At 45.8% G+C, this 22,659-nt stretch carries 29 protein-coding genes, 1 tRNA gene and 1 riboswitch; of the genes, 22 read left to right on the top strand and 8 right to left on the bottom strand.

Going from position 1 to position 22,659, the window contains the following annotated elements; all coding sequences use genetic code 11:
- The first annotated feature begins 26 nt into the window (after nt 1-26).
- Nucleotides 27-182, top strand: a complete 156-nt coding sequence (gene yjcZ, locus CVV77_RS07020) for a sporulation protein YjcZ (RefSeq protein ID WP_003239234.1) — start codon at nt 27-29, stop codon at nt 180-182.
- Nucleotides 183-314: 132 nt separating this feature from the next.
- Nucleotides 315-569: a sporulation-specific transcription regulator SpoVIF gene (spoVIF, locus tag CVV77_RS07015; RefSeq protein WP_003239233.1), complete on the top strand. Its 255-nt coding sequence runs from the start codon at nt 315-317 to the stop codon at nt 567-569.
- A 78-nt stretch (nt 570-647) separates the two neighbouring features.
- Here spoVIF and CVV77_RS07010 read toward each other — a convergent pair whose 3' ends face one another.
- Nucleotides 648-2,924 carry an ATP-dependent helicase gene (locus tag CVV77_RS07010; protein ID WP_142397304.1) on the bottom strand — a complete coding sequence of 759 codons (2,277 nt, stop codon included), beginning with the start codon at nt 2,922-2,924 and terminating at the stop codon, nt 648-650.
- Nucleotides 2,925-3,042: 118 nt separating this feature from the next.
- Here CVV77_RS07010 and CVV77_RS07005 point away from each other — a divergent pair, with 118 nt between their 5' ends.
- A complete protein-coding gene (locus CVV77_RS07005) occupies nt 3,043-3,297 on the top strand; it encodes a hypothetical protein (RefSeq protein ID WP_100275155.1) in 255 nt (84 codons plus the stop codon).
- 73 nt (nt 3,298-3,370) lie between these two features.
- On the opposite strand, the gene CVV77_RS07000 is transcribed toward CVV77_RS07005, so the two are convergent.
- The 3 genes from CVV77_RS07000 to CVV77_RS06990 are packed head-to-tail and all read right to left on the bottom strand — an operon-like array spanning nt 3,371 to nt 5,073.
- Entirely contained in the window at nt 3,371-3,793 is a 423-nt protein-coding gene (locus tag CVV77_RS07000; protein ID WP_100274975.1) for a GNAT family N-acetyltransferase, read from the bottom strand.
- 5 nt (nt 3,794-3,798) lie between these two features.
- Nucleotides 3,799-4,314 (bottom strand): YjcG family protein, encoded by a 516-nt coding sequence (locus CVV77_RS06995; RefSeq protein ID WP_100274974.1) that lies wholly within the window; start codon nt 4,312-4,314, stop codon nt 3,799-3,801.
- Nucleotides 4,315-4,350: 36 nt separating this feature from the next.
- Nucleotides 4,351-5,073, bottom strand: a complete 723-nt coding sequence (locus CVV77_RS06990; RefSeq protein WP_019258079.1) for an esterase family protein — start codon at nt 5,071-5,073, stop codon at nt 4,351-4,353.
- Nucleotides 5,074-5,240: 167 nt separating this feature from the next.
- A riboswitch (SAM riboswitch) is annotated at nt 5,241-5,361 on the top strand.
- 68 nt (nt 5,362-5,429) lie between these two features.
- Here CVV77_RS06990 and metI point away from each other — a divergent pair.
- Complete coding sequence (gene metI / locus CVV77_RS06985) at nt 5,430-6,551, top strand: cystathionine gamma-synthase/O-acetylhomoserine thiolyase (RefSeq protein ID WP_100275153.1); 1,122 nt, start codon at nt 5,430-5,432, stop codon at nt 6,549-6,551.
- On the top strand, nt 6,544-7,716 hold the full coding sequence (gene metC, locus CVV77_RS06980) for a cystathionine beta-lyase (RefSeq protein ID WP_100274973.1): 1,173 nt from the start codon (nt 6,544-6,546) through the stop codon (nt 7,714-7,716). The genes metI and metC overlap by 8 nt, the downstream gene beginning before the upstream one ends.
- Nucleotides 7,717-7,748: 32 nt before the next feature.
- Here the strand turns inward: metC and CVV77_RS06975 are convergent, their stop codons facing one another.
- Both CVV77_RS06975 and CVV77_RS06970 read right to left on the bottom strand, forming a co-directional pair.
- Nucleotides 7,749-8,291: a GNAT family N-acetyltransferase gene (locus tag CVV77_RS06975; RefSeq protein ID WP_003239217.1), complete on the bottom strand. Its 543-nt coding sequence runs from the start codon at nt 8,289-8,291 to the stop codon at nt 7,749-7,751.
- 69 nt (nt 8,292-8,360) lie between these two features.
- A complete protein-coding gene (locus CVV77_RS06970) occupies nt 8,361-9,551 on the bottom strand; it encodes a DUF819 family protein (RefSeq protein WP_003239215.1) in 1,191 nt (396 codons plus the stop codon).
- A gap of 173 nt (nt 9,552-9,724) precedes the next feature.
- Here CVV77_RS06970 and CVV77_RS06965 point away from each other — a divergent pair.
- The 13 genes from CVV77_RS06965 to CVV77_RS06905 all read left to right on the top strand — a co-directional run bounded on the left by CVV77_RS06965 (nt 9,725) and on the right by CVV77_RS06905 (nt 19,195).
- Nucleotides 9,725-9,797 (top strand) — tRNA-Val (locus CVV77_RS06965).
- Nucleotides 9,798-9,955: 158 nt separating this feature from the next.
- Nucleotides 9,956-11,002, top strand: coding sequence for a tyrosine-type recombinase/integrase (locus CVV77_RS06960; protein WP_100274972.1), 1,047 nt, complete (start codon nt 9,956-9,958; stop codon nt 11,000-11,002).
- Between the two features lie 177 nt (nt 11,003-11,179).
- A complete protein-coding gene (locus tag CVV77_RS06955) occupies nt 11,180-12,142 on the top strand; it encodes a hypothetical protein (RefSeq protein WP_100274971.1) in 963 nt (320 codons plus the stop codon).
- Nucleotides 12,139-12,558 (top strand): helix-turn-helix domain-containing protein, encoded by a 420-nt coding sequence (locus CVV77_RS06950; protein ID WP_100274970.1) that lies wholly within the window; start codon nt 12,139-12,141, stop codon nt 12,556-12,558. The genes CVV77_RS06955 and CVV77_RS06950 overlap by 4 nt, the downstream gene beginning before the upstream one ends.
- Nucleotides 12,559-13,056: 498 nt before the next feature.
- Complete coding sequence (locus CVV77_RS06945) at nt 13,057-13,380, top strand: hypothetical protein (protein WP_100274969.1); 324 nt, start codon at nt 13,057-13,059, stop codon at nt 13,378-13,380.
- A gap of 47 nt (nt 13,381-13,427) precedes the next feature.
- Complete coding sequence (locus tag CVV77_RS22345) at nt 13,428-13,982, top strand: hypothetical protein (protein WP_250622060.1); 555 nt, start codon at nt 13,428-13,430, stop codon at nt 13,980-13,982.
- A complete protein-coding gene (locus CVV77_RS06935; protein WP_100274968.1) occupies nt 13,982-14,359 on the top strand; it encodes a hypothetical protein in 378 nt (125 codons plus the stop codon). The genes CVV77_RS22345 and CVV77_RS06935 overlap by 1 nt, the downstream gene beginning before the upstream one ends.
- A gap of 28 nt (nt 14,360-14,387) precedes the next feature.
- Nucleotides 14,388-15,005, top strand: coding sequence for a hypothetical protein (locus tag CVV77_RS22145; protein WP_181280828.1), 618 nt, complete (start codon nt 14,388-14,390; stop codon nt 15,003-15,005).
- Nucleotides 15,006-15,167: 162 nt separating this feature from the next.
- Nucleotides 15,168-15,950 carry a P-loop NTPase family protein gene (locus tag CVV77_RS06925; RefSeq protein WP_100274967.1) on the top strand — a complete coding sequence of 261 codons (783 nt, stop codon included), beginning with the start codon at nt 15,168-15,170 and terminating at the stop codon, nt 15,948-15,950.
- Nucleotides 15,947-16,459 carry a hypothetical protein gene (locus tag CVV77_RS06920; RefSeq protein ID WP_100274966.1) on the top strand — a complete coding sequence of 171 codons (513 nt, stop codon included), beginning with the start codon at nt 15,947-15,949 and terminating at the stop codon, nt 16,457-16,459. Before CVV77_RS06925 ends, CVV77_RS06920 begins: the two co-directional genes overlap by 4 nt.
- On the top strand, nt 16,456-16,680 hold the full coding sequence (locus CVV77_RS06915) for a hypothetical protein (RefSeq protein WP_100274965.1): 225 nt from the start codon (nt 16,456-16,458) through the stop codon (nt 16,678-16,680). Before CVV77_RS06920 ends, CVV77_RS06915 begins: the two co-directional genes overlap by 4 nt.
- Nucleotides 16,677-18,071 carry a DnaB-like helicase C-terminal domain-containing protein gene (locus tag CVV77_RS06910; RefSeq protein WP_100274964.1) on the top strand — a complete coding sequence of 465 codons (1,395 nt, stop codon included), beginning with the start codon at nt 16,677-16,679 and terminating at the stop codon, nt 18,069-18,071. The genes CVV77_RS06915 and CVV77_RS06910 overlap by 4 nt, the downstream gene beginning before the upstream one ends.
- 110 nt (nt 18,072-18,181) lie before the next feature.
- Nucleotides 18,182-19,195, top strand: a complete 1,014-nt coding sequence (locus CVV77_RS06905) for a toprim domain-containing protein (RefSeq protein WP_100274963.1) — start codon at nt 18,182-18,184, stop codon at nt 19,193-19,195.
- On the opposite strand, the gene CVV77_RS06900 is transcribed toward CVV77_RS06905, so the two are convergent.
- Entirely contained in the window at nt 19,192-19,431 is a 240-nt protein-coding gene (locus CVV77_RS06900) for a helix-turn-helix transcriptional regulator (protein ID WP_100274962.1), read from the bottom strand. The genes CVV77_RS06905 and CVV77_RS06900 overlap by 4 nt on opposite strands.
- Before the next feature lie 53 nt (nt 19,432-19,484).
- Complete coding sequence (locus CVV77_RS06895; RefSeq protein ID WP_100274961.1) at nt 19,485-19,694, bottom strand: helix-turn-helix domain-containing protein; 210 nt, start codon at nt 19,692-19,694, stop codon at nt 19,485-19,487.
- 95 nt (nt 19,695-19,789) lie between these two features.
- On the opposite strand from CVV77_RS06895, the gene CVV77_RS06890 reads away from it, so the two are divergent.
- The 4 genes from CVV77_RS06890 (at nt 19,790) to CVV77_RS06880 (ending at nt 22,590) form a co-directional block, all read left to right on the top strand.
- Nucleotides 19,790-20,968, top strand: coding sequence for an AimR family lysis-lysogeny pheromone receptor (locus CVV77_RS06890; RefSeq protein ID WP_395940375.1), 1,179 nt, complete (start codon nt 19,790-19,792; stop codon nt 20,966-20,968).
- 295 nt (nt 20,969-21,263) lie between these two features.
- Nucleotides 21,264-21,791 carry a hypothetical protein gene (locus tag CVV77_RS06885; RefSeq protein WP_100274959.1) on the top strand — a complete coding sequence of 176 codons (528 nt, stop codon included), beginning with the start codon at nt 21,264-21,266 and terminating at the stop codon, nt 21,789-21,791.
- A gap of 140 nt (nt 21,792-21,931) precedes the next feature.
- Complete coding sequence (locus CVV77_RS22140) at nt 21,932-22,087, top strand: hypothetical protein (protein WP_169793537.1); 156 nt, start codon at nt 21,932-21,934, stop codon at nt 22,085-22,087.
- A gap of 32 nt (nt 22,088-22,119) precedes the next feature.
- Complete coding sequence (locus CVV77_RS06880) at nt 22,120-22,590, top strand: hypothetical protein (protein WP_142397305.1); 471 nt, start codon at nt 22,120-22,122, stop codon at nt 22,588-22,590.
- Nucleotides 22,591-22,659: the final 69 nt, after the last annotated feature.

Raw genomic sequence — 22,659 nt, 5'->3', positions numbered from 1 at the left:
ATAGAGAGTAAAGGAGGTGCTTATCTATGGGCTTTGGATACGGATTCGGAGGAGGCTACGGCGGCGGCTGTTATGGCGGTTATGCTGGCGGTTACGGCGGCGGCTATGGTTCAACATTTGTTCTTTTAGTCGTATTGTTCATTCTCCTTATCATCGTGGGTGCATCTTTTTATAACTTCTAAGGTTTATTGAGGGAAGTACGGGTGATGTCCCGTACTTCCTTGCCTTGTGTTCATTTTTTATTTTTGGAAAAAGCACATTGAACAATGGGTGTTCATACAATACCGTATCACTCCGCCAAAAGGAGGCGTATTATGGATAATCAATTTTTTAAGAACGTCGAAAAGAAAACAGGTGTCAATATGCAGGATGTCATGAATCTTGCCGGCTCCCTTCAAAACGCCAATTTTAAAGACGAAAACACAGTGCGCAGCGTCATTAAGCGCGTAGCGCAGCTGGCAAACAGACGCGTGCCGAAAGAATTAGAAGATAAGATTGTTCATTCCATTACAAGCGGAAAAGAAAAGCTTGATTTTGGTACGATTTCGAAAATGATGGACAATAAATAAGCAGAGGGCCTGGCTGACTCAATGCAGCAGGCCTTTTTTTACTTTATAGAAAAGACCCGGCAGATCACTGCCGGGCTGTTAGTTATGCAAGGGCTGTCTTTGCTGTAAGAGAGGATACAAAAATCTTGAACGGTGGGCCGTTTTGCCGCGCCTGTTTGCGGGACAAGACAAATATAAATGTTGTTTGGCCCGTGTCATGGCTACATATAACAGGCGTCTTTCTTCCTCCAGAGGAGCTTCATCTCCTTTTCTCGCTGTTTCTAATGAGAAATCGTGCGGAATCGAGCCGTCTACTGTGCCTAAGACGTAAACAGTTTTGAATTCAAGGCCTTTTGACCGGTGAATGGTCATTAGCTGAACGCCATTTTCATCCGTTTTGTTTTTCTCAGCGGCCCTCATATGGTCCACGTGGGCGAGAAAGTCAGGTATCGTTTTGAACTTCTTGGCGACGACCTTGATGTCGCGCAGATCATCGGAGCCTTTTTCCAGCTTGTTGCCCTCATTGCCCCGTTTTTTTAAATACTCGGAGAAGCCCATTTTTCCTTCTGCAAAGGTGATCGCTTCCACCGGCTTCATCGTACGGAGGCTTGCGAAAAACGGCACGATCTTCTTAATTTTATTCAGCTGGAAAGGCTTCAGATCAGGAAGTTTGGCCAGCGCTTTAATCATGGAGCAGTCCTCGGTAATCGAGAGTGCCTTCAGCGTGTTCAATGCGGACTGTTTTAAGAACAAGGCGGGCAGCAAGTGCTTAATCGCCTCAGTATCATCCTCGTTTTGGCTGGCGTACAAGTAAGCGAGAATCTGGCGGACAATCCGTCTGCTGTAAAACGATTGGACGCCGCGGTCAGCTGTATACGGAATTGACGAATGATGAAGCCTTTCGTAAATGGCGCGGCCTCCGCTGTTTGTGCGGTAGAGAACTGCAAAGTCTTCAGGGTTTGCCCCGTTTTGAATTTTTTCTTTGATATCGGAAACGACCATTGTGGCTTCTTCCTCTTCGTCATAAGGATAAAACAGCACAGGAGCCTGGATGTCATCACGGGCCGCTTCAAGCGTTTTGGCATACCTGTTTTTGTTCTTTTTCACGACGATATCAGCACTTGAGACGATCGGGTGCGTGGACCTGTAGTTCGCGGTTAAATAGATCGTCTTCGCTCCGGGATAATCCTTTTGAAAATCAAGAATAAAAGACGGATTGCTTCCGCGAAACGCGTAGATGGACTGGTCATCGTCCCCGACACAGCACAGGTTTTGCTCCGGACTGGCCAGCATTTGCATGATTTTATATTGAACCGGGTTAATGTCCTGAAACTCGTCAATTAAGATATACGTAAACCGAGATTGATATTGTTCCAGAAGGTCCGGCCGATCGATAAACAATTCATAGCAGGCGGAAGCCATATCATCAAAATCAAATTGATTCTGTTCTTTTTTCTGGCGCTCATAATGTTCATATAATCGGTAGACTTGTTTTTCCCACTCATCCTGTAAAGGAATGCGTTCATTCGGCACATAAGTGTTTTTCCAGAAACCGATCTGCTGCAGGGCCTGATCAACGGGGAACTCTTTCTCATCTATGCCTTCTTCATAGAGTGCTTTTTTGACATATTGTTCTCGCTGCCACTCCATTTTCAGCAGATGCTCGCCGTTCCATTTAGCAGAATCATAGTGATACAAGATCTTATAAAACAGGCTATGGAATGTTCCGGTGACAAGTCTTCTGACTTTTGCAGCCTGTAATCCGTACTGCTTCGCCATACGCTCTTTCATTTCGGCGACAGCTTTTGTCGTGAAGGTGACAAGCAGCATGTGTTCCGGCGGTATGCCTAAGTGTTCGATCATGTGGGCGGCGCGCGCTGTCAGCACGCGTGTTTTTCCGCTTCCCGCACCTGCAAGCACAAGCAGCGGGCCTTCGGTTTCCGTGACAGCTTTCAGCTGATCTGTGTTCAAGCCGACAGACGGAAAAAGGCTTGTATCAGGTTCTTTTGTTTTTTGTATAAATGGTGTTCCGGGTTTAATGCTTCTCGGCCGCTGCCATTCCGTGACAGCCGGAGACGAGTCAGCAACGATCGCTTTTCCCTTGGGCAAACGAAAGACACCGGATTCCTGATAGTCTTCTTTTTTCTCCTCTTTAGCGGGTTTCGTTTCGCAGGCCTCCTCACATGCCGGAAAATGGCCTGGCAGGCGGTGGATAAATTCAGGCGGATCGGTGATATTAAGCCTTAACAAAACGGATTTTCCGCAATGAGAACAAAATAAATGTCCTTTTATTCCTTCTTCAAAAAGGAATTGATAATGTTCTCTAGAATATGTATGTAAATGTATGGTTCGATCATTCAGTCGGGCGCATTTCAAAAAGGGGTCCTCCCAATCAAAAAAGGTGTTCATTACAGACAAAGAATATCATATCAAAAGAAACGTGTTTCAAAAAGTAAGTTTAAGGGAAAAAAGACAGCAGAAGGGTGGATATCGCATGATATATGCAGGTCAAATTCAGAACCAGCAATACGCTCAATATGCAAATAGAACGATTGGACATAAGCAGGATTATGCCGGAACCGAAAAAATCAGCTATGTCCCGTTTCAGCGGGTATACAAAGAACTGGAAAAGCAGCAGGAGAATCAAACGGCTGCTGAAAGAAAGGTAAACGAGACAAAACGTAAGCGCTCTCTTTATAAGAGATTTCGAGAAAAAGGAATGGGCACGTACATTAACCGATATGTATAAAAAACCGTTCACATCCAGAGAACGGTTTTTTATATGTGGAAAAAATCCGGATCTCAATAGACCCGGATGCTGTTTAATCCTTAATCATTTGTAGGTGGGGAATGCCGGCATCGAGGAATTCTTTTTCAGAAAGCACACAATACCCGTGTTTCTTGTAAAACGGCACAGCCTGTGTTTGTGCGTTTAAAATGAAACCGGAAGCGCCGCCGTTTGAAGCCGCTTTTTCGAGCGCCTTCATAATGATGCCGCCGACACCGGCTGAGCGGTGGCTTTTCAATACACAAATACGCTCTAACTTGCCGTAGCCGTCCTTCATGCGCCATCTTCCGGCGCCGACAGGCTTTTCACCGTCATACACGACGATATGCTCCGACTCATTTTCTAGTTCGTCAATTTCTTCTTCAGCAGGCACGTTTTGTTCTTTGACAAAGACTTCTTCTCTTACATAAAATGCATCTTTCATTTGTTCTTCATTTTTTGCAATAACTGCTTCCAAGTCGATTATTCTCCTCCGCCTAGCAAGAAGGTTTCATACACTGTCCATGATCCGTTTTCCAGCTGATAAAGCAAGTGGAAGCGGTCAACGATTTCTTCATGTGACACTTCCTGCATTTTTAATTGTCCCAGCACATCCGAATGCTCGTCGTCGGAAAGATTTTGCCCGACCGTCACATGCGGAACGAAATTGTATTCCTGTTCACCAGCCAACACACCAGTGTATAACTTTTCATTGAGTGTTTTTAATTCTTCCGTCGGCTCTGCTTTGATGTAAATGACATTATTAACAGGCGCAAATGAGCTGTATTTTGTCATTTTGAGAACGACCGGATAGGACTCCTTCGCGATGTTTCTCAGATGTGATACAAGCTGATCCGCTTTCTCCTCCGCACATTCAAACGATGCTCTCAGTGTCAAATGGGGCGGGATCAGGGAATAGCTCGGGTCATAGCGCTTTCTGTAAGAGTTCGCAAGGTCTTGGAGTTTTTTTGATGGAAATAAAACGATTCCGTATTTCATATTATGTCCCTCCTGAAAATAAAGTATGATAGAGTATCAAAGCATTTTTTTCAGCGCCGGCGTGATGAGCGGCTGCCAGTATGTCCATTTGTGATCTCCGTCAAATGGCTCAAAATAATAATCGGAAAGCTTCTTCTCCAGCAGCTGTTTCAGCTCCTGATTCGGTTCTGTGAAGTCCAGAATGTTTCCGTCTGTTGTGTGGACGTCAGTTTCTTTTGTGCCGATTTGGTGATAAATAGAAAGGTGTTTGATATCGTCTGACTGTTTCACAGCTTCCAATACATGTTTGTCAACATAAGGAGACTGCATGATGATGTTGCCGAACATATTCGGATAATCAAGCGCTGTCATAAGAGATATGGTAGCCCCGAGCGAATCGCCTATCAGCGTGCGTCCGTAGCCGACCTGATAGGTTGGATACTCGTCATCCGCAAATGGAACGAGCTCATGGGCGATAAACCGTTTATACCCCGGAAATTTGGAACCTTCCGGATGATAGGTTTTTCTGCGCTCTTTTACATCCTTATAAGGAACACCGATAATAATGCTCCGGTCTATTTCCCGTTTGGACAGCAATTCCTCGACCTGCCTGCCGATTCTCCCCAGCCTGAAATAATCGTGGCCGTCCTGCGCGATAATGACATGGTATTTATAAAGAGGGGAGTAGTTGGACGGCAGATAAACGAGCAATGTCATTTCTTCGTTAAGCTCTTTTGAAAAGAATTTCTTTTCTTGCACTGTGCCGTTTTTCGGTGCCATAATACATTCCTCCAGGACATCACTAGACTTTCTTGCTGTTTTCCATTATTGTACCATGAATTATTAGAAATTTCTCTCTTTAAACCGTTCGGAACTCGAAGAAAAAAGTGTTGAAATAAACTGCAAATTGCGCTAATATAAAACAATCAGAAAATTGAAATCGATATTTCTTATCGTGAGAGGTGGAGGGACTGGCCCTTAGAAACCTCAGCAACCGGCTTGTTTTGCATATGCAAAACGCCAAGGTGCTAAATCCAGCAAGCGTTTTTTATGCTTGGAAGATAAGAAGAAGCGTTAAACCCCTTCTTCTTATGAAGAAGGGGTTTTTTATTATGAAAAGGGAAGGTGTCAGCTATATGTCACAGCACGTTGAAACGAAATTAGCCCAAATTGGTAACCGAAGCGACGAAGTAACGGGAACAGTGAGTCCTCCTATTTATTTATCAACAGCATACCGCCACAGAGGGATTGGAGAATCAACCGGATTTGATTATGTCCGCACGAAAAATCCGACACGCCAGCTTGTTGAGGACGCGATCGCCAGCTTAGAAAACGGAGCGAGAGGGCTTGCCTTCAGTTCGGGAATGGCAGCCATCCAAACGATTATGGCGCTGTTTAAAAGCGGAGATGAACTGATCGTTTCATCGGACCTATATGGCGGCACGTACCGTCTGTTTGAAAATGAATGGAAAAAATACGGATTGACCTTTCATTATGATGATTTCAGCGATGAGGACTGTTTACGCTCTAAGATTACGCCGAATACAACAGCAGTGTTTGTGGAAACACCGACAAATCCGCTCATGCAGGAGGCGGACATTGAAAGGATCGCCCGGATTACAAAAGAGCACGGTCTTCTGCTGATCGTTGATAATACATTTTATACACCGGTCTTGCAGCGTCCGCTTGAGCTGGGAACTGACATTGTGATTCATAGCGCAACCAAGTATTTAGGCGGGCATAACGACTTGCTTGCGGGACTTGTCGTTGTAAAGGATGAGCAGCTTGGTGAGGAAATGTTTCAACACCAAAATGCGATCGGCGCCGTCCTGCCTCCGTTTGATTCGTGGCTTCTGATGAGAGGAATGAAGACGCTGAGCCTCAGAATGCGCCAGCATCAGGCAAACGCGCAGGAGCTTGCGGCCTTTTTAGAAGAGCAGGATGAAATTGCCGATGTACTGTATCCCGGAAAAGGCGGCATGCTGTCCTTCCGTCTTCAAAAAGAAGAGTGGGTCAACCCATTTTTAAAAGCGCTGAAGACCATTTGTTTTGCAGAAAGCCTCGGCGGGGTGGAGAGCTTTATTACATACCCTGCCACACAGACGCACATGGATATTCCTGAAGAGATCCGCATCGCAAACGGGGTCTGCAATCGTTTGCTGCGTTTTTCGGTCGGAATTGAACATGCGGAAGATTTAAAAGAGGACCTAAAACAGGCGTTATGTCAGGTCAAAGAGGGAGCTGTTTCATTTGAGTAATCACAATTGGACGCTGGAAACCCAGCTCGTGCACAATCCATTTAAAACAGACGGCGCAACAGGGGCGGTCAGTGTACCGATTCAGCACGCATCGACCTTTCACCAATCTTCATTTGAAGAGTTTGGCGCATATGATTACAGCCGCTCAGGCACGCCGACCAGAACGGCTCTTGAAGAAACAATTGCCGCACTGGAAGGGGGAACGAGAGGATTTGCTTTCAGTTCAGGCATGGCTGCGATCTCAACAGCATTTTTACTTCTGTCACAGGGCGATCACGTTCTTGTGACAGAAGATGTATACGGCGGAACCTTCCGCATGGTGACAGAGGTGCTGACCCGGTTTGGCATTGAGCATACATTTGTCGACATGACGGATACAAACGAAGTAGCGCGGAATATCAAGCCGAACACAAAGGTCATTTATATGGAGACACCGTCAAATCCGACACTTGGGATCACTGATATTAAAGCGGTTGTTCAGCTTGCCAAAGAAAACGGCTGTCTGACCTTTCTGGACAATACATTCATGACACCGGCACTGCAGCGTCCGCTTGATCTCGGCGTGGATATTGTACTTCACAGTGCAACAAAATTTCTGAGCGGACACAGCGATGTGCTGTCAGGTCTGGCTGCTGTCAAGGATGAAGAGCTTGGGAAGCAGCTGTATAAGCTGCAAAACTCGTTCGGCGCCGTCCTTGGCGTGCAAGATTGCTGGCTCGTGCTGCGCGGATTAAAAACATTGCAGGTCCGTTTAGAAAAAGCGAGCCAAACAGCGCAGCGTCTTGCGGAATTTTTCCAGAAGCATCCGGCGGTGAAACGCGTGTATTATCCGGGACTGTCTGATCATCCGGGTGCTGAAACCCATAAGAGCCAGTCAACGGGAGCGGGCGCCGTGCTATCTTTTGAGCTTGAAAGCAAAGAGGCCGTTAAGAAATTAGTAGAGAATGTATCACTTCCGGTCTTCGCTGTCAGCCTTGGTGCAGTGGAATCGATTTTGTCCTATCCGGCTACGATGTCTCACGCGGCAATGCCTAAGGAAGAACGTGAAAAACGAGGCATCACAGACGGCCTTCTCCGTCTTAGTGTGGGTGTCGAACATGCAGATGATTTAGAACGTGATTTCAAACAAGCGCTGAAAGAAATTGCGCCAGTGGCGGTCCGTTAAAAAAGAAGCCGGCGATAGCCCGGCTTCTTTTGTTATTCATCATCAGGATTCAGAATCGCGAGAACTTGATGATCCTCCCAAACGCCATTGATTTTTACATTTTTTCGGGCAATGCCCTCTTTATGAAATCCGGCTTTTTCCAATACGCGCATGGACCCGAGGTTACGGGGCATCACACCGGCTTCAATGCGATGCAGTTTCAATTCGTGGAACGCATAATCAACAATCAATCTGACCGCCTCTGTCATGAGTCCCTTTCCATTGTGGGATTTGTCTAAAAAATACCCGATGAACGCAGTTTGCAGCGCCCCGCGGATGATTTGAAAGAGCGAAACCGTCCCGATTAATGTATCGTCCGAGACTGTAAAAATGCCAAAATAATATTCTTCATCTTTCTCCAGTCTTTGCTGGTACTCGGTTATTCGTTTTCTTTGCCCCTCAATCGTATAATAATCGTCTGCGCGAATCATGGAAAACTGTTCGAAAAAATCTTGGTTTTCGCTTTGCAGCCGCAGATTTTCTTCCGCATCCTTTACTTCTAAAGGTCTTACATAAATGGTATTTCCTTTTAACATACATTGATCTCTCCGTTCTCATGTCGGCATTCCTCTTACATTATTCTCAGGAAACTGCAAATATCCTTTTTATAAAAAGGAAGAAAACCAATTTCCCATAAAGGTGCCGACATAGTTACCAATTAAGTAGCCAAGCGTACCGACAAGCATGATCGGGGCGACAAGCTCCCGCCATCCCTTGGCAATTGCCATCGCAGCCGCGGTCGTTGGCCCTCCGACAGTAGCGTTGACGGCGAGCAGAATTTCTTCAAGCCGCACGCGGAACAATTTTCCGACGGCTAAGGAAACCGCTAAATTGCTGATCGCAATGATAAAGACAAATAAGAGAATAAGAGGCGCATTGGTGACGATTAAGCGCAGATCTGCAGGAATGCCGATCACCACAAAAAATAAATAAATCAAAAAGGTTCCAAGCTCCTGAGATCCATTGAGCCTTTCAAAAAAACGCGGGAAAAGAAAAATGATAAGAACCGTTAAAGACGTAAGCATCAGGTACTGATCGCCAAGCGTTCCGGTCAAAAGAGGATGAGAAAAAATGTTTTTAAAATAGCCGGAAATCTTCACACTAACCGCAACAAGCGCAAAAGCAGCGCCAGCATTAAAAGCGATATCCTTTAAGGAAATGTCCTTCCGTTTCCAATAGCTTTCTGCACTGTTTCTGCTGTTTCCATCGGCTTTCACTTTCTCTTCAAACGGCATGGCATAGTGCCGCTGAAACCATTTAAGTGCAGGAATGCTGATTAATATAAAAAACAAAAGCGCCATCATAAAATTATCAGCCACAACGGTAGCCGACACATATTCCCCCGGTGTCTCAAATTTTGCCGCCATCGCCGCAAAATTGATCCCGCCGCCGATATAAGAGGCGCTGATCATCCCGCCGATTTTATCTAAATAAGGAATATGCTGTTTGAGTAGAAAAAAAGCAAGGATGCTGCCGAGCACAGTTCCAGCGGAGCTAATCAGAAATATAAACAGCAAACGCCTGCTTTCCTTAAAAATCTGCCGCACATTGATCTGAAACAGCAAAAGGGGTATCGCCAGCGGCACCACATAAGACCATACGGTATCGTATACAGGCGATTCAACAGGAAGCACCCCTATATTTGTAAACACCATTGCACCTGCCAGCGCGATAATAGCGCCAGACACAGCGGACGCCCACTTAAAGCGCTGCTCCAGCCCGATGCTCACTGCCGCCCACACCGCAATAAACCCCCATAATACCCAAACATCATCAGAAGAAATCAAAGAATGCAAAACCCCATCACCCCTATTGTTAGAAAATTAAGACATATTATAATAGCCGATGAACAGAACAGCAAGTCCAAAAAAAAGTTTTTCTGAAAAAGCAGTTGACGAATAGAGGAGCAGGTTATATAATAGAACTTGTCAGAAAGACAACAACATACCCAGCAACACATACATATCATGATTCCGTAGCTCAGCTGGGAGAGCGCTACCTTGACAGGGTAGAGGTCGCTGGTTCGAGCCCAGTCGGAATCATACACGGCGGTTAGAGGCGTTATATCAACGTTTCTAGCCGTTTTTTATTGCGTTGACTTAGTCGATGACTTAGGCGTATTAAGGCGCAGGGTAGCGGTCCTACCAACGACAAGGTAGCGGTTTTTATTTCGGTGACTTAACCGAATGGAGGCGGTACTATGTCCGCAAATAGAACAGGAAAACGCGTTAAAAAGGAACGTACGTTACGAAAGACAACGAGCAATCTCGATGTGCTTTTCGTCCAGTTTCGCGCAATCAAGAAATCGGAGGGACGGGCGGAATCTACCCTCGGCCAATACGAGGATAATTACGGCTTTTTTCTCGAATTTCTAGACCGAAAGGGAATCGCGCGATCCATTCACGAAATGAACCGGGATGTAATTCGGAAGTATATCGTCTATATGCAAGACGAATGGGTTAAGTTCGAGGACCATTACTTTAAGAAGGACGAGCATATGACGAAAGGACTTGCGCCTGGTACGATCAATACACGACTGAAAACATTGCGCGTTTTCTTTAAGACGCTATATGACGAAGGACTTATCGAACATAATCCGATGCTGGGCATTAAAAACGTCAGAGAGCCCGAAGAGGAAATCGTGATCTTAGACGAGGACGAGCTTCGGATGTTATTTGCTGCACCGAATCAACGCGAGTATGCCGACTTTAGGGACTACGTTTTAATGAACGTTCTATTGGACGGTATGATGCGGATTTCTGAAGCGCTCGGACTTAAGCAGGAAAACTTCGACTTTGCAGCGCGCACTCTGTATATCCCGGCTACTATTGCGAAGAACAGGCGAGCTCGTACGGTTCCTATCGAGTTTGGCACAGCGAAAATGCTAAACGAATTAATAGTAGAAAACCGCGTGGATTTCGAGAGTGATTATATTTTTCTCGCAAACTATGGTGAACGTTTAACTCGTGATCACTTCCGAAAACGTCTCGTTGAATATGCAAAAGAGGTCGATATAAAGAAACGGGTGCATCCGCATTTATTCAGACATACAGCGGCTACTATGTACTTGGAGAGCGGTGGAGATATGCGCCATTTACAAATGTTATTGGGGCATAGTGATTTACGAATGGTGCAAAGGTATACGCACCTGTCCGGAAGCTCATTGACGGCCCAACACGAAAAATATTCCGCAATAAATAAGGTGCGTGGAAAACTAAATAAGCAGCGTAAAATAAATAGAAAGTGACTCGGCTTAACGGCCGGGTTATTTTTTTTGTCCATTTTTGCCGGTACTTATTTGGCGTGCATATTATCGGTTGTAAAAAAAGTCTCACTTCGGATGTCGCAAAATTGACGGCAGCCTACCCATTGTATAAATGACGGAAGAAATAAAAAAATGATTATGTTATTAGGAGTGTATTAAGTGGGTACTCAGAAGGTGCAAGAAAAAGCTCTTGAGTTATTAGATGAGCTTATCGATGCGGGAATAGATATAACGAGTCTGAGAAAAGAACTTATCGAACACACAGAATTTAAATATGGATCGGTGAAAAATTGCTTGAGTAGAGGTTTCGGTAGTATAAAAAACGCTTTAAAAGCATATGGGCTTTATGATCCAATTGGTACTCCTGCTCGACTGGAATTAGAAAGGTGTATTTATATTTCAGATGATTACCGCGTTGTTGAAAATAGACACAAATCTTATGAATTGAAAGAACTATACAATATATCTGATATCCAATTTAAAAAACATATACTAGGTATTAAAAGTGATTTAGAGAAGGAGGCGTTAGAGGAGTATATTAAAGAAACATTCCCTGAAGGACTAAGTAGGGGATACATCAGAGACCGTGGATTGTGGCACATAGAATCATACATGAGAAAATACTTTTCAGGTAGTGCTAGGAAACTATGCGAAGAGTGGGGGCTTTCTTACGAGATATTTAATTACTCCTCTCGATCCGCACACCCGCATTGTTGTTTTTATCTAAATAAAGGGTTTGAATTTGAAAGATTGGTCAGCAAGGCTTTAGACTGTCTACACCCAAATGCGGTGGAAAAACAGAAAATTGTAGGAGACTGCAGACCTGACTTTGTAATAGGAGATGTGTGGTTGGATGCTAAATTAAGTAAAGGAACTGTTTATGGTCCAGGCGTCAAAACTATTGATAAATATCTAGAACATACAGGAAACCTAACTGTTATTTACGCAAGAGATGACGAAAGAATTAACGAAACTGGTGGAGTTAAATTTTTATCTGCCCGTCAGCTAATAGTAGAGTTAAGAAAAAACGGACATTATGAAGTTGCGGTAGAAATGGAAGAATTTTTAATTGATTTAGATAACCAGATTAATATTTTGAGTAAGGGGGATGGTGCCGCATGACAAACGAACACCAACGGCTCGTATCCGTCGAATCTCAATCGGAATACAACATCACGTCCGGAAAGTCTGAAACGCGTATCTTCGTTAAGATGTACGTCGATGCCGTCAAGAAAGGGCTTATCGCGGACATCGGGGCGGAGCGCTGGCAGACCCTTTGCGTACTGTCATCGTTCATGAACGCTAACGGCGAATGTTATCCGACGCAGGACCAAATAGCCGGCGCACTGAACCTCAGCCGAGAATCCGCAAATAGGCGAATCAAGGCGCTGTGTGATTACCGTTGGCAAGGACGGCCATTAGTCGTTAAGCAAAGGGCACGCGACGAAAAGACGCAGCGATGGGATAACGCGCGATATACGATTATGCCAATTAGTCAGCTCGCTATATTCGATGGAGATACGGAGGAGCTTACGTAGCCATGTGACGCCTATCCACATACGGCTGATCCACATATGGCTCGACGTCACACTAACTAGAACCATCTTTTAACTAGAGCCATTAATAACTAGATAAATAATAGCGCTCAATTAAAAACCTTTCGCGCAGATACTTATTAATTAATAGAATCTTATCGCGATAAAGAATATCTGCAAGAGTGAGTGAAAGCGAACGATTGCTAGGTCTTATTAATAAACGAAAGGATGTGCGGTATGTTTACGCCATATGAGCTCGCCCTGATCTACGAAGCTTTGATCGAATTAAAACCGGATGCTCATGATCTTATCGGTAAAGTTTACCGACTTATCCTTATTAATTAGCGGAGGTGATCGCGTTGAATATGAACGAAAGGCTTCGTAGGAAGGCGGCCGAAAAAGGTCCGGAATCAGCTCGTAAACGCTACGATAAGCTATTGCGGATACGTAAGTTGGCTGACGACGAAAAACGAAAAGCTAACGAAAGGAGTAACGATAACCATGACGATTAACATTCCGGTATCACCCGATTACAAACTTACGTCAGACGAACGCAATATCATCGTAAAGGAGCGCTACTTCAGCGATCCAACGAAAGCACCGAACTGGGCGAAGCGACTCGCCGAAAATCCGGACGCCGACCCAACGCCGCAGGAAAAGTGGCGCGAGGTGGCGTATCACTCGACGATCGAACGTGCGCTTATGGACGTAATGAATCGGCGGCTGAGGTCTTCGGATGCGCAATCGCTGGCGGAATTATCACGATTAATACGGGAATTTCGCGGCGAATTAGCGGCGTTACTGACGGTCGAGGGCAATCGGTAGGGTAAGCGGTAAAACGCGAAAATACACGGAGTGGAGGCGGCGAAAACATGACCGAAGAAGTTAAACGATTGCGTTGCGCTGTGGCGGATTTGATTGGCGAGAACGAGCGGTTGAAAGAAGATCGGAAGAAGTTAGCCGGGCTGTTTGCGCGATCACTTACTTTAAACATATCGCTAATGGACGACTCAATGCCGGAGTGGCGTTACTTTGCGAAAGAAACACTCGATGATTTAAAGGAGGCGCTAAAAATGAAGCCGACAATCACGAAGGAACAGGCGGAAGTTATTCAGATATTTATGGATGGCGGCAAGGAGAAATCCGACTTACTACGAATTCACGCAAAGGATCGATGGATCGAAGAGTTTTCGTGTCTAAATCAACTCGACATCATGACGCTAGCAGCCGCATTGGTCAACGGATACGAAGTCGAAGAGACACCGGAAGAGAGGGTACGGCAGTATTACGAAGGAGTACGAAATTCGCGAGACGAAAGATATTTAGCGGGTGATATCGAAGGGAAACGATTTCATGCCGGAGCATTAGTCGGAATAAGCAACACGCTGGGGCTTCTCGGAATCGAAATCGAAGGAGTGAACGCTTGATGACAACGTATGAATCAAAACCGGTCGCCAAGTGGAACACGCGAGATTTCCAGGCGTACCTCAAAGCGGAGCACGAACGGCTATACGGCGTCCCTTATGTTCCGATGCCTGTTCGCGATCCATGGAAGGCGGAGGCCGGATTGATCGGACGCTGGGTCGGTACAAAACGTAAGCCGGGCGAATATGGGCCGGAAGTTACGAAACGTTTTATCGACCTATGTTTCGCGGAGTACAAACCGTCATTAGAATGGCCGGGCGTCAGTTTCGGTTGGATGCGAAAGTGGATGGGGCGGAACTTGCAGCGAGCTGTTAACGAATTTAAGGCCGAACAGAAACGGGCCGAACGCAATGAAGGCGTAGATAATACGTGGTTTTAACGCAAACAAAAACGAGGGGGCTGACGAAATGAAAAACGGAAAAACACGGTATGACCTAGCGGTAGAAAACGCGAGAGAAGCGATCGAGGAATTACGGTTGGTAGCGTATGAACAAGGGTACGAAGATGCTAGACGACAGTTAAACGCGAAGGACCCGGCTGTAAGCGCCCAAGCCCGCCGTGATGAAATCGTTGAGCAGGCGAAGGCGGACGTTGAGAAACTGGCGAATGGATATGGTTACTACTATGCTTATGGACGAAATAGGAAAGCGGAATTTATCGTTAATGGCGAGAAAAGAACCGTGGTCACGATTTTAAGGCGGATAGCGGATGGTCAAATCGTAGCAAAAGGAATCGCCAAAGCCGCACCGACCGACTGCTTCAACGTTCATATCGGCAAAGCAATTGCGCTAAGACGTGCGCTAGGCTTGGCGGTGCCAGACGAATACTTGAACGCTCCGCAGCCGATTGAGGTTCGTGTGGGAGACGTGATTATGCCCAGCGTCCTGAAGAAAAATACACCGCGTATAGTAGTCGCTACAGATGCGGAAGTAGATGCGAAAGCTAATGCATGTTGTATAGATTCGATAATGGTGAGAAATACCGCAAGAATCATAGACGATTCACGCGAAGAGGTGGGCGAATGATTTACGATCCAGCGAAGATAAACACCGATCTTGATTTCGTGGAAGGAATGCTACGTGTCGTAAAGGGTTCAGACTATACCGTGTATCTTATCGTAGATAGCAGTACCGGAAAGATTCACGTAATAAACGTTATTGAGAACTAACGAAAGGAGGTCCGCGAATATGACTAACGAAAATAATTGCGTACTTGCTAACGGATGCAAAGCGGCGGGCACCGGCGCCTGCACGCAACACTGTCCGTATTTCATCGCAATGCACGGAGTAAGCGGCAACGGCGGACGGTCAGCGGCGGCAGGGCTTCCGCGTGAGTATCGGCTCGTAACGCTACAGAATTCGCCGGCGCGCGGTGACCAACCGGAGGCTTATAAAGCGGCTTATGCTTACGCGTCTACATTTAACCGCCAATTCGATCAGCAAACCGGTTCGATAGCGGCAGCCGACCGCATTAAGTCGCTGTATCTCGTAAGTGAATCGCCTGGCACCGGCAAGACGACGACAGCGGCGGCGCTCCTTAACGAATGGCTGCGGGTTCACTACAGCGGCTCGTTGCGACGGGGCTTAACGCCTTTACAGCGGCCGGCGTATTTTCTCGACGTGAATGCGTGGCAGAACGACTATAACGAATTCAACCGTCCACGTGTTCCGGAGTCAGTCGCGGAGCCGGCGGCGGCCCGTTATTATCGTGCGTTAGAAGCGGCTAAGGCGGCGCCATTTGCGGTGCTAGACGATATAGGGGTTCGGGATGCAACGGACGGCTTTCGCGGCGATTTGCACGCAGTAATTAACGCGAGAGTAACGAATCAGCTACCGACAATATACACGAGTAACGTTGCGCTTGGATCGCTGGCGACCGTGTTCGGAGAAAAGCGCTTGGCCGACCGTATTGGCGACCTGTGCCGCGAGATTGAATTCGTAGGTGAATCGAAAAGGGGGATGCGTAGATGAAGCCGAAATTCGCTATCGGAGATATCGTCGCAGTAGACGGATACAAAGATCGGATCTTCTACGTAGATTGCTGGCGCGAAGTAACACAGCACGAAGAATACGGCGCTTTTGATTACATCGAGTACGACCTGACCGACGCGATTAACGGCGAATGGCTGGAAGCCGATAGCGATGACCTGCGTTTGGTCTGTCGGAAGTCGGCGTCGGAAGATTTCTTGATGACGTATGACATGACGAACTATCCGGAGCCGACTAGCACGGCGTTTCATTTTGCGGACTATTTTCCGAAATTGCCAAGCGTAGAAAGTGTCGCGGAGTTAGGAAAAGGACTCGAAAAGGTGGCGAGTGATATGACGAAAAAGAAAGCGAAGGAAGAGGCGAAGAAAATCGACGGACTACTGGACGAATATAACGATTACATGCGTCTGTACGCGACGTTTGGGGATGCGGAATATAAAACGAAGGCTGACGGTGTGATGACGAAATTGAGACGGGAGGCGGGCGAATGAAGCGTAGAATTAGATACGTTTATACGGATGAAGAGTGGGCTAAACAGGTACGCATAGAAAACGTGATCTTCTTCGTCCTATCCCCGATATACTTATCACTAATCGCGATTTACTATATCGGGGAAGGCGCTTTATATACGGCGGAGGGGATTGCGTTAGGAGTAAGAGCATTAGTTAAACGGATTTTCTTTCGTAAAAACCGGAAGGAGGCGCGCCCATGAACTACGGAACTTTACTAATATCGAAAGCCATCGAAGCGAACGATCCGAACGCTCTATTACGCTTCAACATCGCTGAAAACGACCTACCAACGCAAGGCGAACGCAAAGCCTTCCGGTATGTCATGCAATACGCCGAGCAGCACCGAGGCCAGGCGCCGACTGCCGAAATGGTTACGAATGAAGTGCCGGACTTCCAGCCGGACTTTAATATCGAAGCAAGCTGGGATTACCTCGCGAAGAACCTTAAGGAACAGGCGGCTGAGCGCGATTTTATCGAGCTTGTTAGCGGTCGGATTGATCCGGAAACGCAGAAGCAGGTAAAAGAGCCGCTACTCGAAAAACGATTTATTGAAGCGCAAAAAAGCGGCGATATGGGAAGTTTCTTCGAGTGGTTGACGGAGCAGGCCGAAAGTCTTAAAATGAGAACAAACGTTCGAAATTCGGTTGGGACGGACATCAAGCGCGACATCGATAAATTCAAAGCCGAATACGAAAACCGCAAGGCCGGCGAGTCTTTCCGGATCTGGCGTAGCAAGTTCGACTTCATTAATCGGGCTATGGGCGGCTATGTTTCATCGAACGTTTACGTTATTTACGGAAAGTCTGGGCGCGGTAAATCGGCCATTGCGCTGGAAGAAGTCGTTAACTGTGCGATGCAGGGCGCAAACGTTCTTATTTGGTCGATGGAGATGGGCTGGTACGAAGTCCTAGTGCGCTTATACGTTTCAATTTCCGGAAGCCTGGGCGTTACGACTGCGACTCTTAATGGGGTTAATATGGAGGCCGGCTTCAATTCGCGCGATGTACGTCAGGGTAAACTAAACGAAGAATTCGAAGTGGGCTTTATGGAATTCCTTGGACAGCTTAACGATATACTGCCGGGCAACATTACGGTACGCGGCGTGGATGACGAAGACTTTGGCTCACGTACATTGCGCGACCTTAAGTCGGACATTATCGAAACGAAAGCCGACGTCGTGCTCGTAGATCCCTTTTATTATTTAGACTACGAAGCCAATACGTCAAAGACGGCGGGCGGAGACGCGGCTAATACTTCGCAAAAACTGCGCCGTTTAGCCGGCCATACAAAGGCGACTATCTTTGCACTTACCCAGGCGGACGAGGAAGACGAAAAGGCGGGCGAAGATGGCGAACGAGAACTTAATTTGCCGCAACGTAAAGGCGTCAAGAAAACGAAAGCCTTGCTAGAAGATGCTGCGTTATTGATTGCGGTTGATACGAACGCAAAGGAAGGGCGCGGATTGATCGGCCTAAATAAAGGACGTGACGGTGGTGAAGGAGAATCCGCGGAGATTATCTACTTGCCGCAAATCGGCGTCGTGAAGCAGCCAGAAGCCGGAGAAGCAGCGGCAGCACAGTTCGATTTCTAGATTGGAAAGAATTTCATATAAAATTCTGAATAGTTTCGACAAAAACCGACTGTATAAAATGTAACATTCGTGTAATATGTTTTACAAATACATCTTTAGGAGGTGTTCGCATGCCGACTTTAATACTAAATGGACGGCACGTCGACGTAGATATCCGTTATGAACTCGAACAATTCGAATGGACGCGACCTACATGGACGGAAGATCGATTACTCGCAGCCAGTCCGTTCCGTTACGATCGAACGCCGAGCTTCTACGTATATCTCGAAGACACAGCGTCGGCAAAGGCCGGCTATTGGGGCGATTCAGGCGCGTACGATGCCGAGTTTGCGCGCGGTGGGTTCGTTAAATTGCTCGCCTTCCTGCGAGCTGAAACCGAAGACGAAACCGTTGATTACTTATTGGAAACGTATGCGCCTGCGGCTAAGGACGGGCGCCTAACGCTTCGCCTTCCGAAACTTAAGGCTGTCTCAAAACCGGAACCTTTACCGGAATCTTTGCTGGCGGGCGTTCAGATCGGACCTAACGCTTATCTAACCGGGCGCGGCATATCGGCTGAAGTACAGCGCGAGGCCGGCGTGGGTCTCGTAGGTAATGCGGTCGCGATTCCGTGGCGGCTGCCGAATGGTCGGTTAGCCAACGTGAAATATCGCTCAACGCGAGGAAAGGCTTTTTGGTACGTAAAAGGCGGCTGGCCTATTCGCGATTTAGTCTACGGAATGGATCTCGTTTATACCCAGCGGTTAAGGCATGCGGTTATCTGCGAGGCGGAAATCGATGCTATGGCGTGGCGTTCGATCAGGGTTCCGGCGATTGGAACCGGCGGCAGCGCATTTAATTCGAAAAAGGCGGACATAATTACGCAGTCACCTATCGAATATTTAACGGTAGTTACAGATAACGACAAAGCTGGCGATAAATTACGTGAGGCGATTGAGCGTTATTTAAACGGAAAGGTGCGGCTTGCGCACGGTTATATAACGGAGGTGAAAGACGCTAATGAACTATTGGTAAAGCGCGGTGCAGAGGCGTTGAGAAACGTTTATGATCGTGCGGAGGGTGTACGTACTGTATTACGAGTCGGTTCGGGAATTTCCGAACTTCAGGTCGGCCGGAGGATCTAACCCTCCGTTTCGTCGCCGGATACCTCTACCCATTCGTATAAGTCTTCGAGTCTACAGCCGAGTGCTCGAGCGATATTATAGGCGAGCTCGATATTCGGTATATTGCGAAGACTGGCGTAATCGGAAATACGCGATTTATCTAGTCCGACCTTGGCTGCGAGTTGTGCGTGTTCAATTCCGATTTCTTTGCATAATTCGGGTATCCGGCATTTGCCGACCTTAAACGTAATAAACACCTCCGTACTACATTAGATAAGGTGTCACGCAGGAAATTATAGACTATAAACAGTTATTTTTCCACTTCATCAGGTAAAATTCGAACTACTTTCTCAATTGGTATGTCAAGGTGTAAGCAAATGGTCTCAATAGTTGCTAAACTAACATGCTTATCCTCATTAATTTTAGTAACAAGATTTCGGTGGATTACTTTATCTCGTAGAATTCCAGTGGTTTCGCCACGTTCTTTTAAATAATTCCGTAAGGGTTCAAAACTAATCATAAAAAAAATTCTCCTTTTTCTAAAAAATTCCGCACACAAAAGTGTGCATATGTAGTATACTATGGTTAAACAACTAAGTAAATTGTATTTGAGGGGTGTTCTGTTTGCAAACAATAGTTGATGAAGTTGTAAATTTACGGAATGAACTCGACTTGAATGTTCGACAGTTGGCTGAAAATACAGGGATAAAATCAAGCTGCCTTTATGATTTTGAAAACGACGGCAAGATAGGCTTTAGAAAATTGTTGAAGTTGTCACAATTTCTTTTTCAGGAAAAGTATCACGAGAAAATGAAGGAGTGGTGTTTAAAGCTTCCTACTACTGAGGCGACCAAGCAGGCGTTTGAGTACGCAGCGGTTAAGCGGGATGTTGAATTGCTCGGAGAATTGCTTGAAATGTCTGAAGGTGATGAAGCACTTGTCCCCTACGTACGCACTTATAGAATACTCCACGACTATATGACTTATAAAACAGACTTCAAACAATTATCTTCACAAATGTCTAAGCTTAAGGTTTATGGAAATAAAGAGCTCAATACTCTAAAGAGGATTTATAAATGTGTATCTTACTATTACTATAAGGACTATTATGGCATCACTCGCGAAGCTGAAGAGGTAAATAAAGAGTTGAGTAAAATGAATACAGAAAGATCTTTATTTTACAAAGAATGCTATTCATATCGTTTATCAGAGGTGTTAGCCCCTGCATACTTAAGCTTAAATGAGGTGGCGCTCTGCACATATCATGCTAATGTCCTTATAAAAGGGGAAGTTAACTTAAAGCATCAGTCAGATGGTTATTATTACTTAGGAATGATTAATCTAGATTCAGATAAAGAAGCAAGTTTGCGTTATTTTAATAAAAGTTATGAAATTATGAAACAGGTTGGCGAATCAGTATTAATAAGAGAAACCAAACACAACTTGGATTTAGCTAACATTTATTTCGCTCACAAGGAGGGTAGCGCGATACCGGATTTAACAAAATTCGAAAATGAATTACTTTTAGGAGGTGATGCTGACTTTTTGGTATATTTTAAGTATGTTCAGTGCCGTTCTATAGAGAAAATTCACCAAGGGTACGTGCACTTTCATACAGGGATGAACTATTTATTTGCTTCTTTAATCGCGGATGATTTAGTTTCCTTGGGTGGAGATGCAGGACATGCTTCAGTTTTAAAAACACTAAAAATCAAATCGAGAGGGGAAATTTTTTATGAAAAAGACTTTATTAATTGTTTTAGTTTTAGGAGCAGTTTTAGCAGCGTTGCCTAACCATCCAGTGAAGGAGGAAGTTTCTGGAGGGGTCCAGACTGCTGAAGTTAGAGTCGGAGGATAAGCTTAGCGTTTGGACCACTCTTTGTGGTCTTTTTTTTATTTTGTAGAAAATTCCGTCAAATAAAATAAAACAAAGAAAACTGAAAATTGATCAGTGTATATAAACTCTATGCTAATATTTTCATATGGAGGACAAACAATCTAAAAAATGAAAAACTTTTTAAAAACAATGTCGCAAAACTATAGGTAGCCTACCCATTATATAAGTGTAGGGCGAAAGGGGAAAAGAAAATTGGAAGAAAAACAATTTAATAGGTTGCAACTTGCAGCAGACAGCGGTGCAATTCCTTACGTAGTAAGAGAAGCGGAAAAGTTAGCGCATCTTATTCCTGACTTCACCTCGTTTGAGCAAGAATGTTATCAAGCAATCGGTTATGCGTTAGAAAGATACGTTGATAACGGACGCGAAAAGAAGGCGCTGATTCAGCGGACAATCAAGCAGGTAAAGGCGAGGGTGTTGAAAAACAGGCGACCGCGTAACGAAGTTGCAATCGAAGCTATAAACGAAGAAGGTACCGTTTGGGAGCCGGTAGACACTTTGGCGAGTGTCGAAGGCGAAGTTTTACTAAAAGAAAAGGCCGCCCTGTTGGCGCAGGACGACCCAAGAAAAACTCTTATTCTCGATACTTGGATTCGCGGATGTACAAACGATACGGAGATTTCCACGTTGTTGGCGCAACGTTTTGGAGGAAATGCCCGATCACATTGTAAATTCATCCAACGATTCCGATCAAACTGTCAACGCGAATTAACAGCTTAATATTTTTCGTAACTAGGTCCGAGGACGTTCGTTACTCCTCTATAATACAATCTGTTGGCAACAGATTCAAGCGAACACTTTACGAACGCATCCCCGCGACCTAGTACGATAATCTCAATTAAAACGGAGGCTAACGTACTATGACTACTTCAAATTTACCCAATCCTAACGAAATCCAAACGTTAATCGCGCTAGATGAGCGCAAACTCACCGAATTTATTTACCAAGGCGCATGGCCGCACGACGAAGATCCGGCCGATTACTATCCAGCCATTAAGGCGGTGCGCGTCGGATGAACTTCCGCATTACCTCACACGCACACAAACGGTTGCAGTCGCGCTTTGGGATTAAAAACCATCGAGCAGCCTACGTATGGGTTGCGGATCATCTGAAAGACGCCGAGTATCTCGGAATTCATGTTGACGAAAATGGACACGAGGCTCGCATGTATGGCGGCAAAGGCATCGTTATCCATATCGGAGTTAACGACAATAACGTAATAACAGTGTATAAAGCGCGCAAGCACCTCGGCGCTAACCTTATTAAGGAGGCGTTCGCTACTTTGAAAGAAAACGTGCAGGCTGCGCTTAAATCTAACGAAAGTCTTCGCGAAGAATTAAACGAAGAAATTGAGCACTTTCGCGCCGAGTATAAACGGACTCGGTCGGCTGCAAAACGAATGGCATATCAAGCGCGAATCAATGCGCTCCAGATGCGACTAGACGAACTGCCGACGGAATCACTCGATCTCAAACGCGACCTCTACAAAGCAGCGGAAGGAGTGGCGGCTTATGTCTGACGCAGTATGGATCGTTCCTATTGTCGTGATTATCAGCGCGGTCATTATCGGCGGCATGTGGACGCAAAT

The organism is Bacillus sp. SN1 (assembly GCF_002796895.1).
Classification (GTDB): domain Bacteria; phylum Bacillota; class Bacilli; order Bacillales; family Bacillaceae; genus Bacillus; species Bacillus inaquosorum.
Note: the sequence above shows the minus strand (reverse complement) of the source record. Positions and strands in the feature narration are given on the sequence as shown.

Coding starts and splice junctions, on each gene's coding strand:
- yjcZ (WP_003239234.1), top strand. CDS start 27: ATGGGCTTTGGATACGGATTCGGAGGAGGCTACGGCGGCGGCTGTTAT.
- spoVIF (WP_003239233.1), top strand. CDS start 315: ATGGATAATCAATTTTTTAAGAACGTCGAAAAGAAAACAGGTGTCAAT.
- CVV77_RS07005 (WP_100275155.1), top strand. CDS start 3,043: ATGATATATGCAGGTCAAATTCAGAACCAGCAATACGCTCAATATGCA.
- CVV77_RS06995 (WP_100274974.1), bottom strand. CDS start 4,314: ATGAAATACGGAATCGTTTTATTTCCATCAAAAAAACTCCAAGACCTT.
- CVV77_RS06990 (WP_019258079.1), bottom strand. CDS start 5,073: ATGGCACCGAAAAACGGCACAGTGCAAGAAAAGAAATTCTTTTCAAAA.
- metI (WP_100275153.1), top strand. CDS start 5,430: ATGTCACAGCACGTTGAAACGAAATTAGCCCAAATTGGTAACCGAAGC.
- CVV77_RS06975 (WP_003239217.1), bottom strand. CDS start 8,291: ATGTTAAAAGGAAATACCATTTATGTAAGACCTTTAGAAGTAAAGGAT.
- CVV77_RS06960 (WP_100274972.1), top strand. CDS start 9,956: ATGTCCGCAAATAGAACAGGAAAACGCGTTAAAAAGGAACGTACGTTA.
- CVV77_RS06950 (WP_100274970.1), top strand. CDS start 12,139: ATGACAAACGAACACCAACGGCTCGTATCCGTCGAATCTCAATCGGAA.
- CVV77_RS06945 (WP_100274969.1), top strand. CDS start 13,057: ATGACGATTAACATTCCGGTATCACCCGATTACAAACTTACGTCAGAC.
- CVV77_RS22345 (WP_250622060.1), top strand. CDS start 13,428: ATGACCGAAGAAGTTAAACGATTGCGTTGCGCTGTGGCGGATTTGATT.
- CVV77_RS06935 (WP_100274968.1), top strand. CDS start 13,982: ATGACAACGTATGAATCAAAACCGGTCGCCAAGTGGAACACGCGAGAT.
- CVV77_RS22145 (WP_181280828.1), top strand. CDS start 14,388: ATGAAAAACGGAAAAACACGGTATGACCTAGCGGTAGAAAACGCGAGA.
- CVV77_RS06925 (WP_100274967.1), top strand. CDS start 15,168: ATGACTAACGAAAATAATTGCGTACTTGCTAACGGATGCAAAGCGGCG.
- CVV77_RS06920 (WP_100274966.1), top strand. CDS start 15,947: ATGAAGCCGAAATTCGCTATCGGAGATATCGTCGCAGTAGACGGATAC.
- CVV77_RS06915 (WP_100274965.1), top strand. CDS start 16,456: ATGAAGCGTAGAATTAGATACGTTTATACGGATGAAGAGTGGGCTAAA.
- CVV77_RS06910 (WP_100274964.1), top strand. CDS start 16,677: ATGAACTACGGAACTTTACTAATATCGAAAGCCATCGAAGCGAACGAT.
- CVV77_RS06905 (WP_100274963.1), top strand. CDS start 18,182: ATGCCGACTTTAATACTAAATGGACGGCACGTCGACGTAGATATCCGT.
- CVV77_RS06895 (WP_100274961.1), bottom strand. CDS start 19,694: ATGATTAGTTTTGAACCCTTACGGAATTATTTAAAAGAACGTGGCGAA.
- CVV77_RS22140 (WP_169793537.1), top strand. CDS start 21,932: ATGACTACTTCAAATTTACCCAATCCTAACGAAATCCAAACGTTAATC.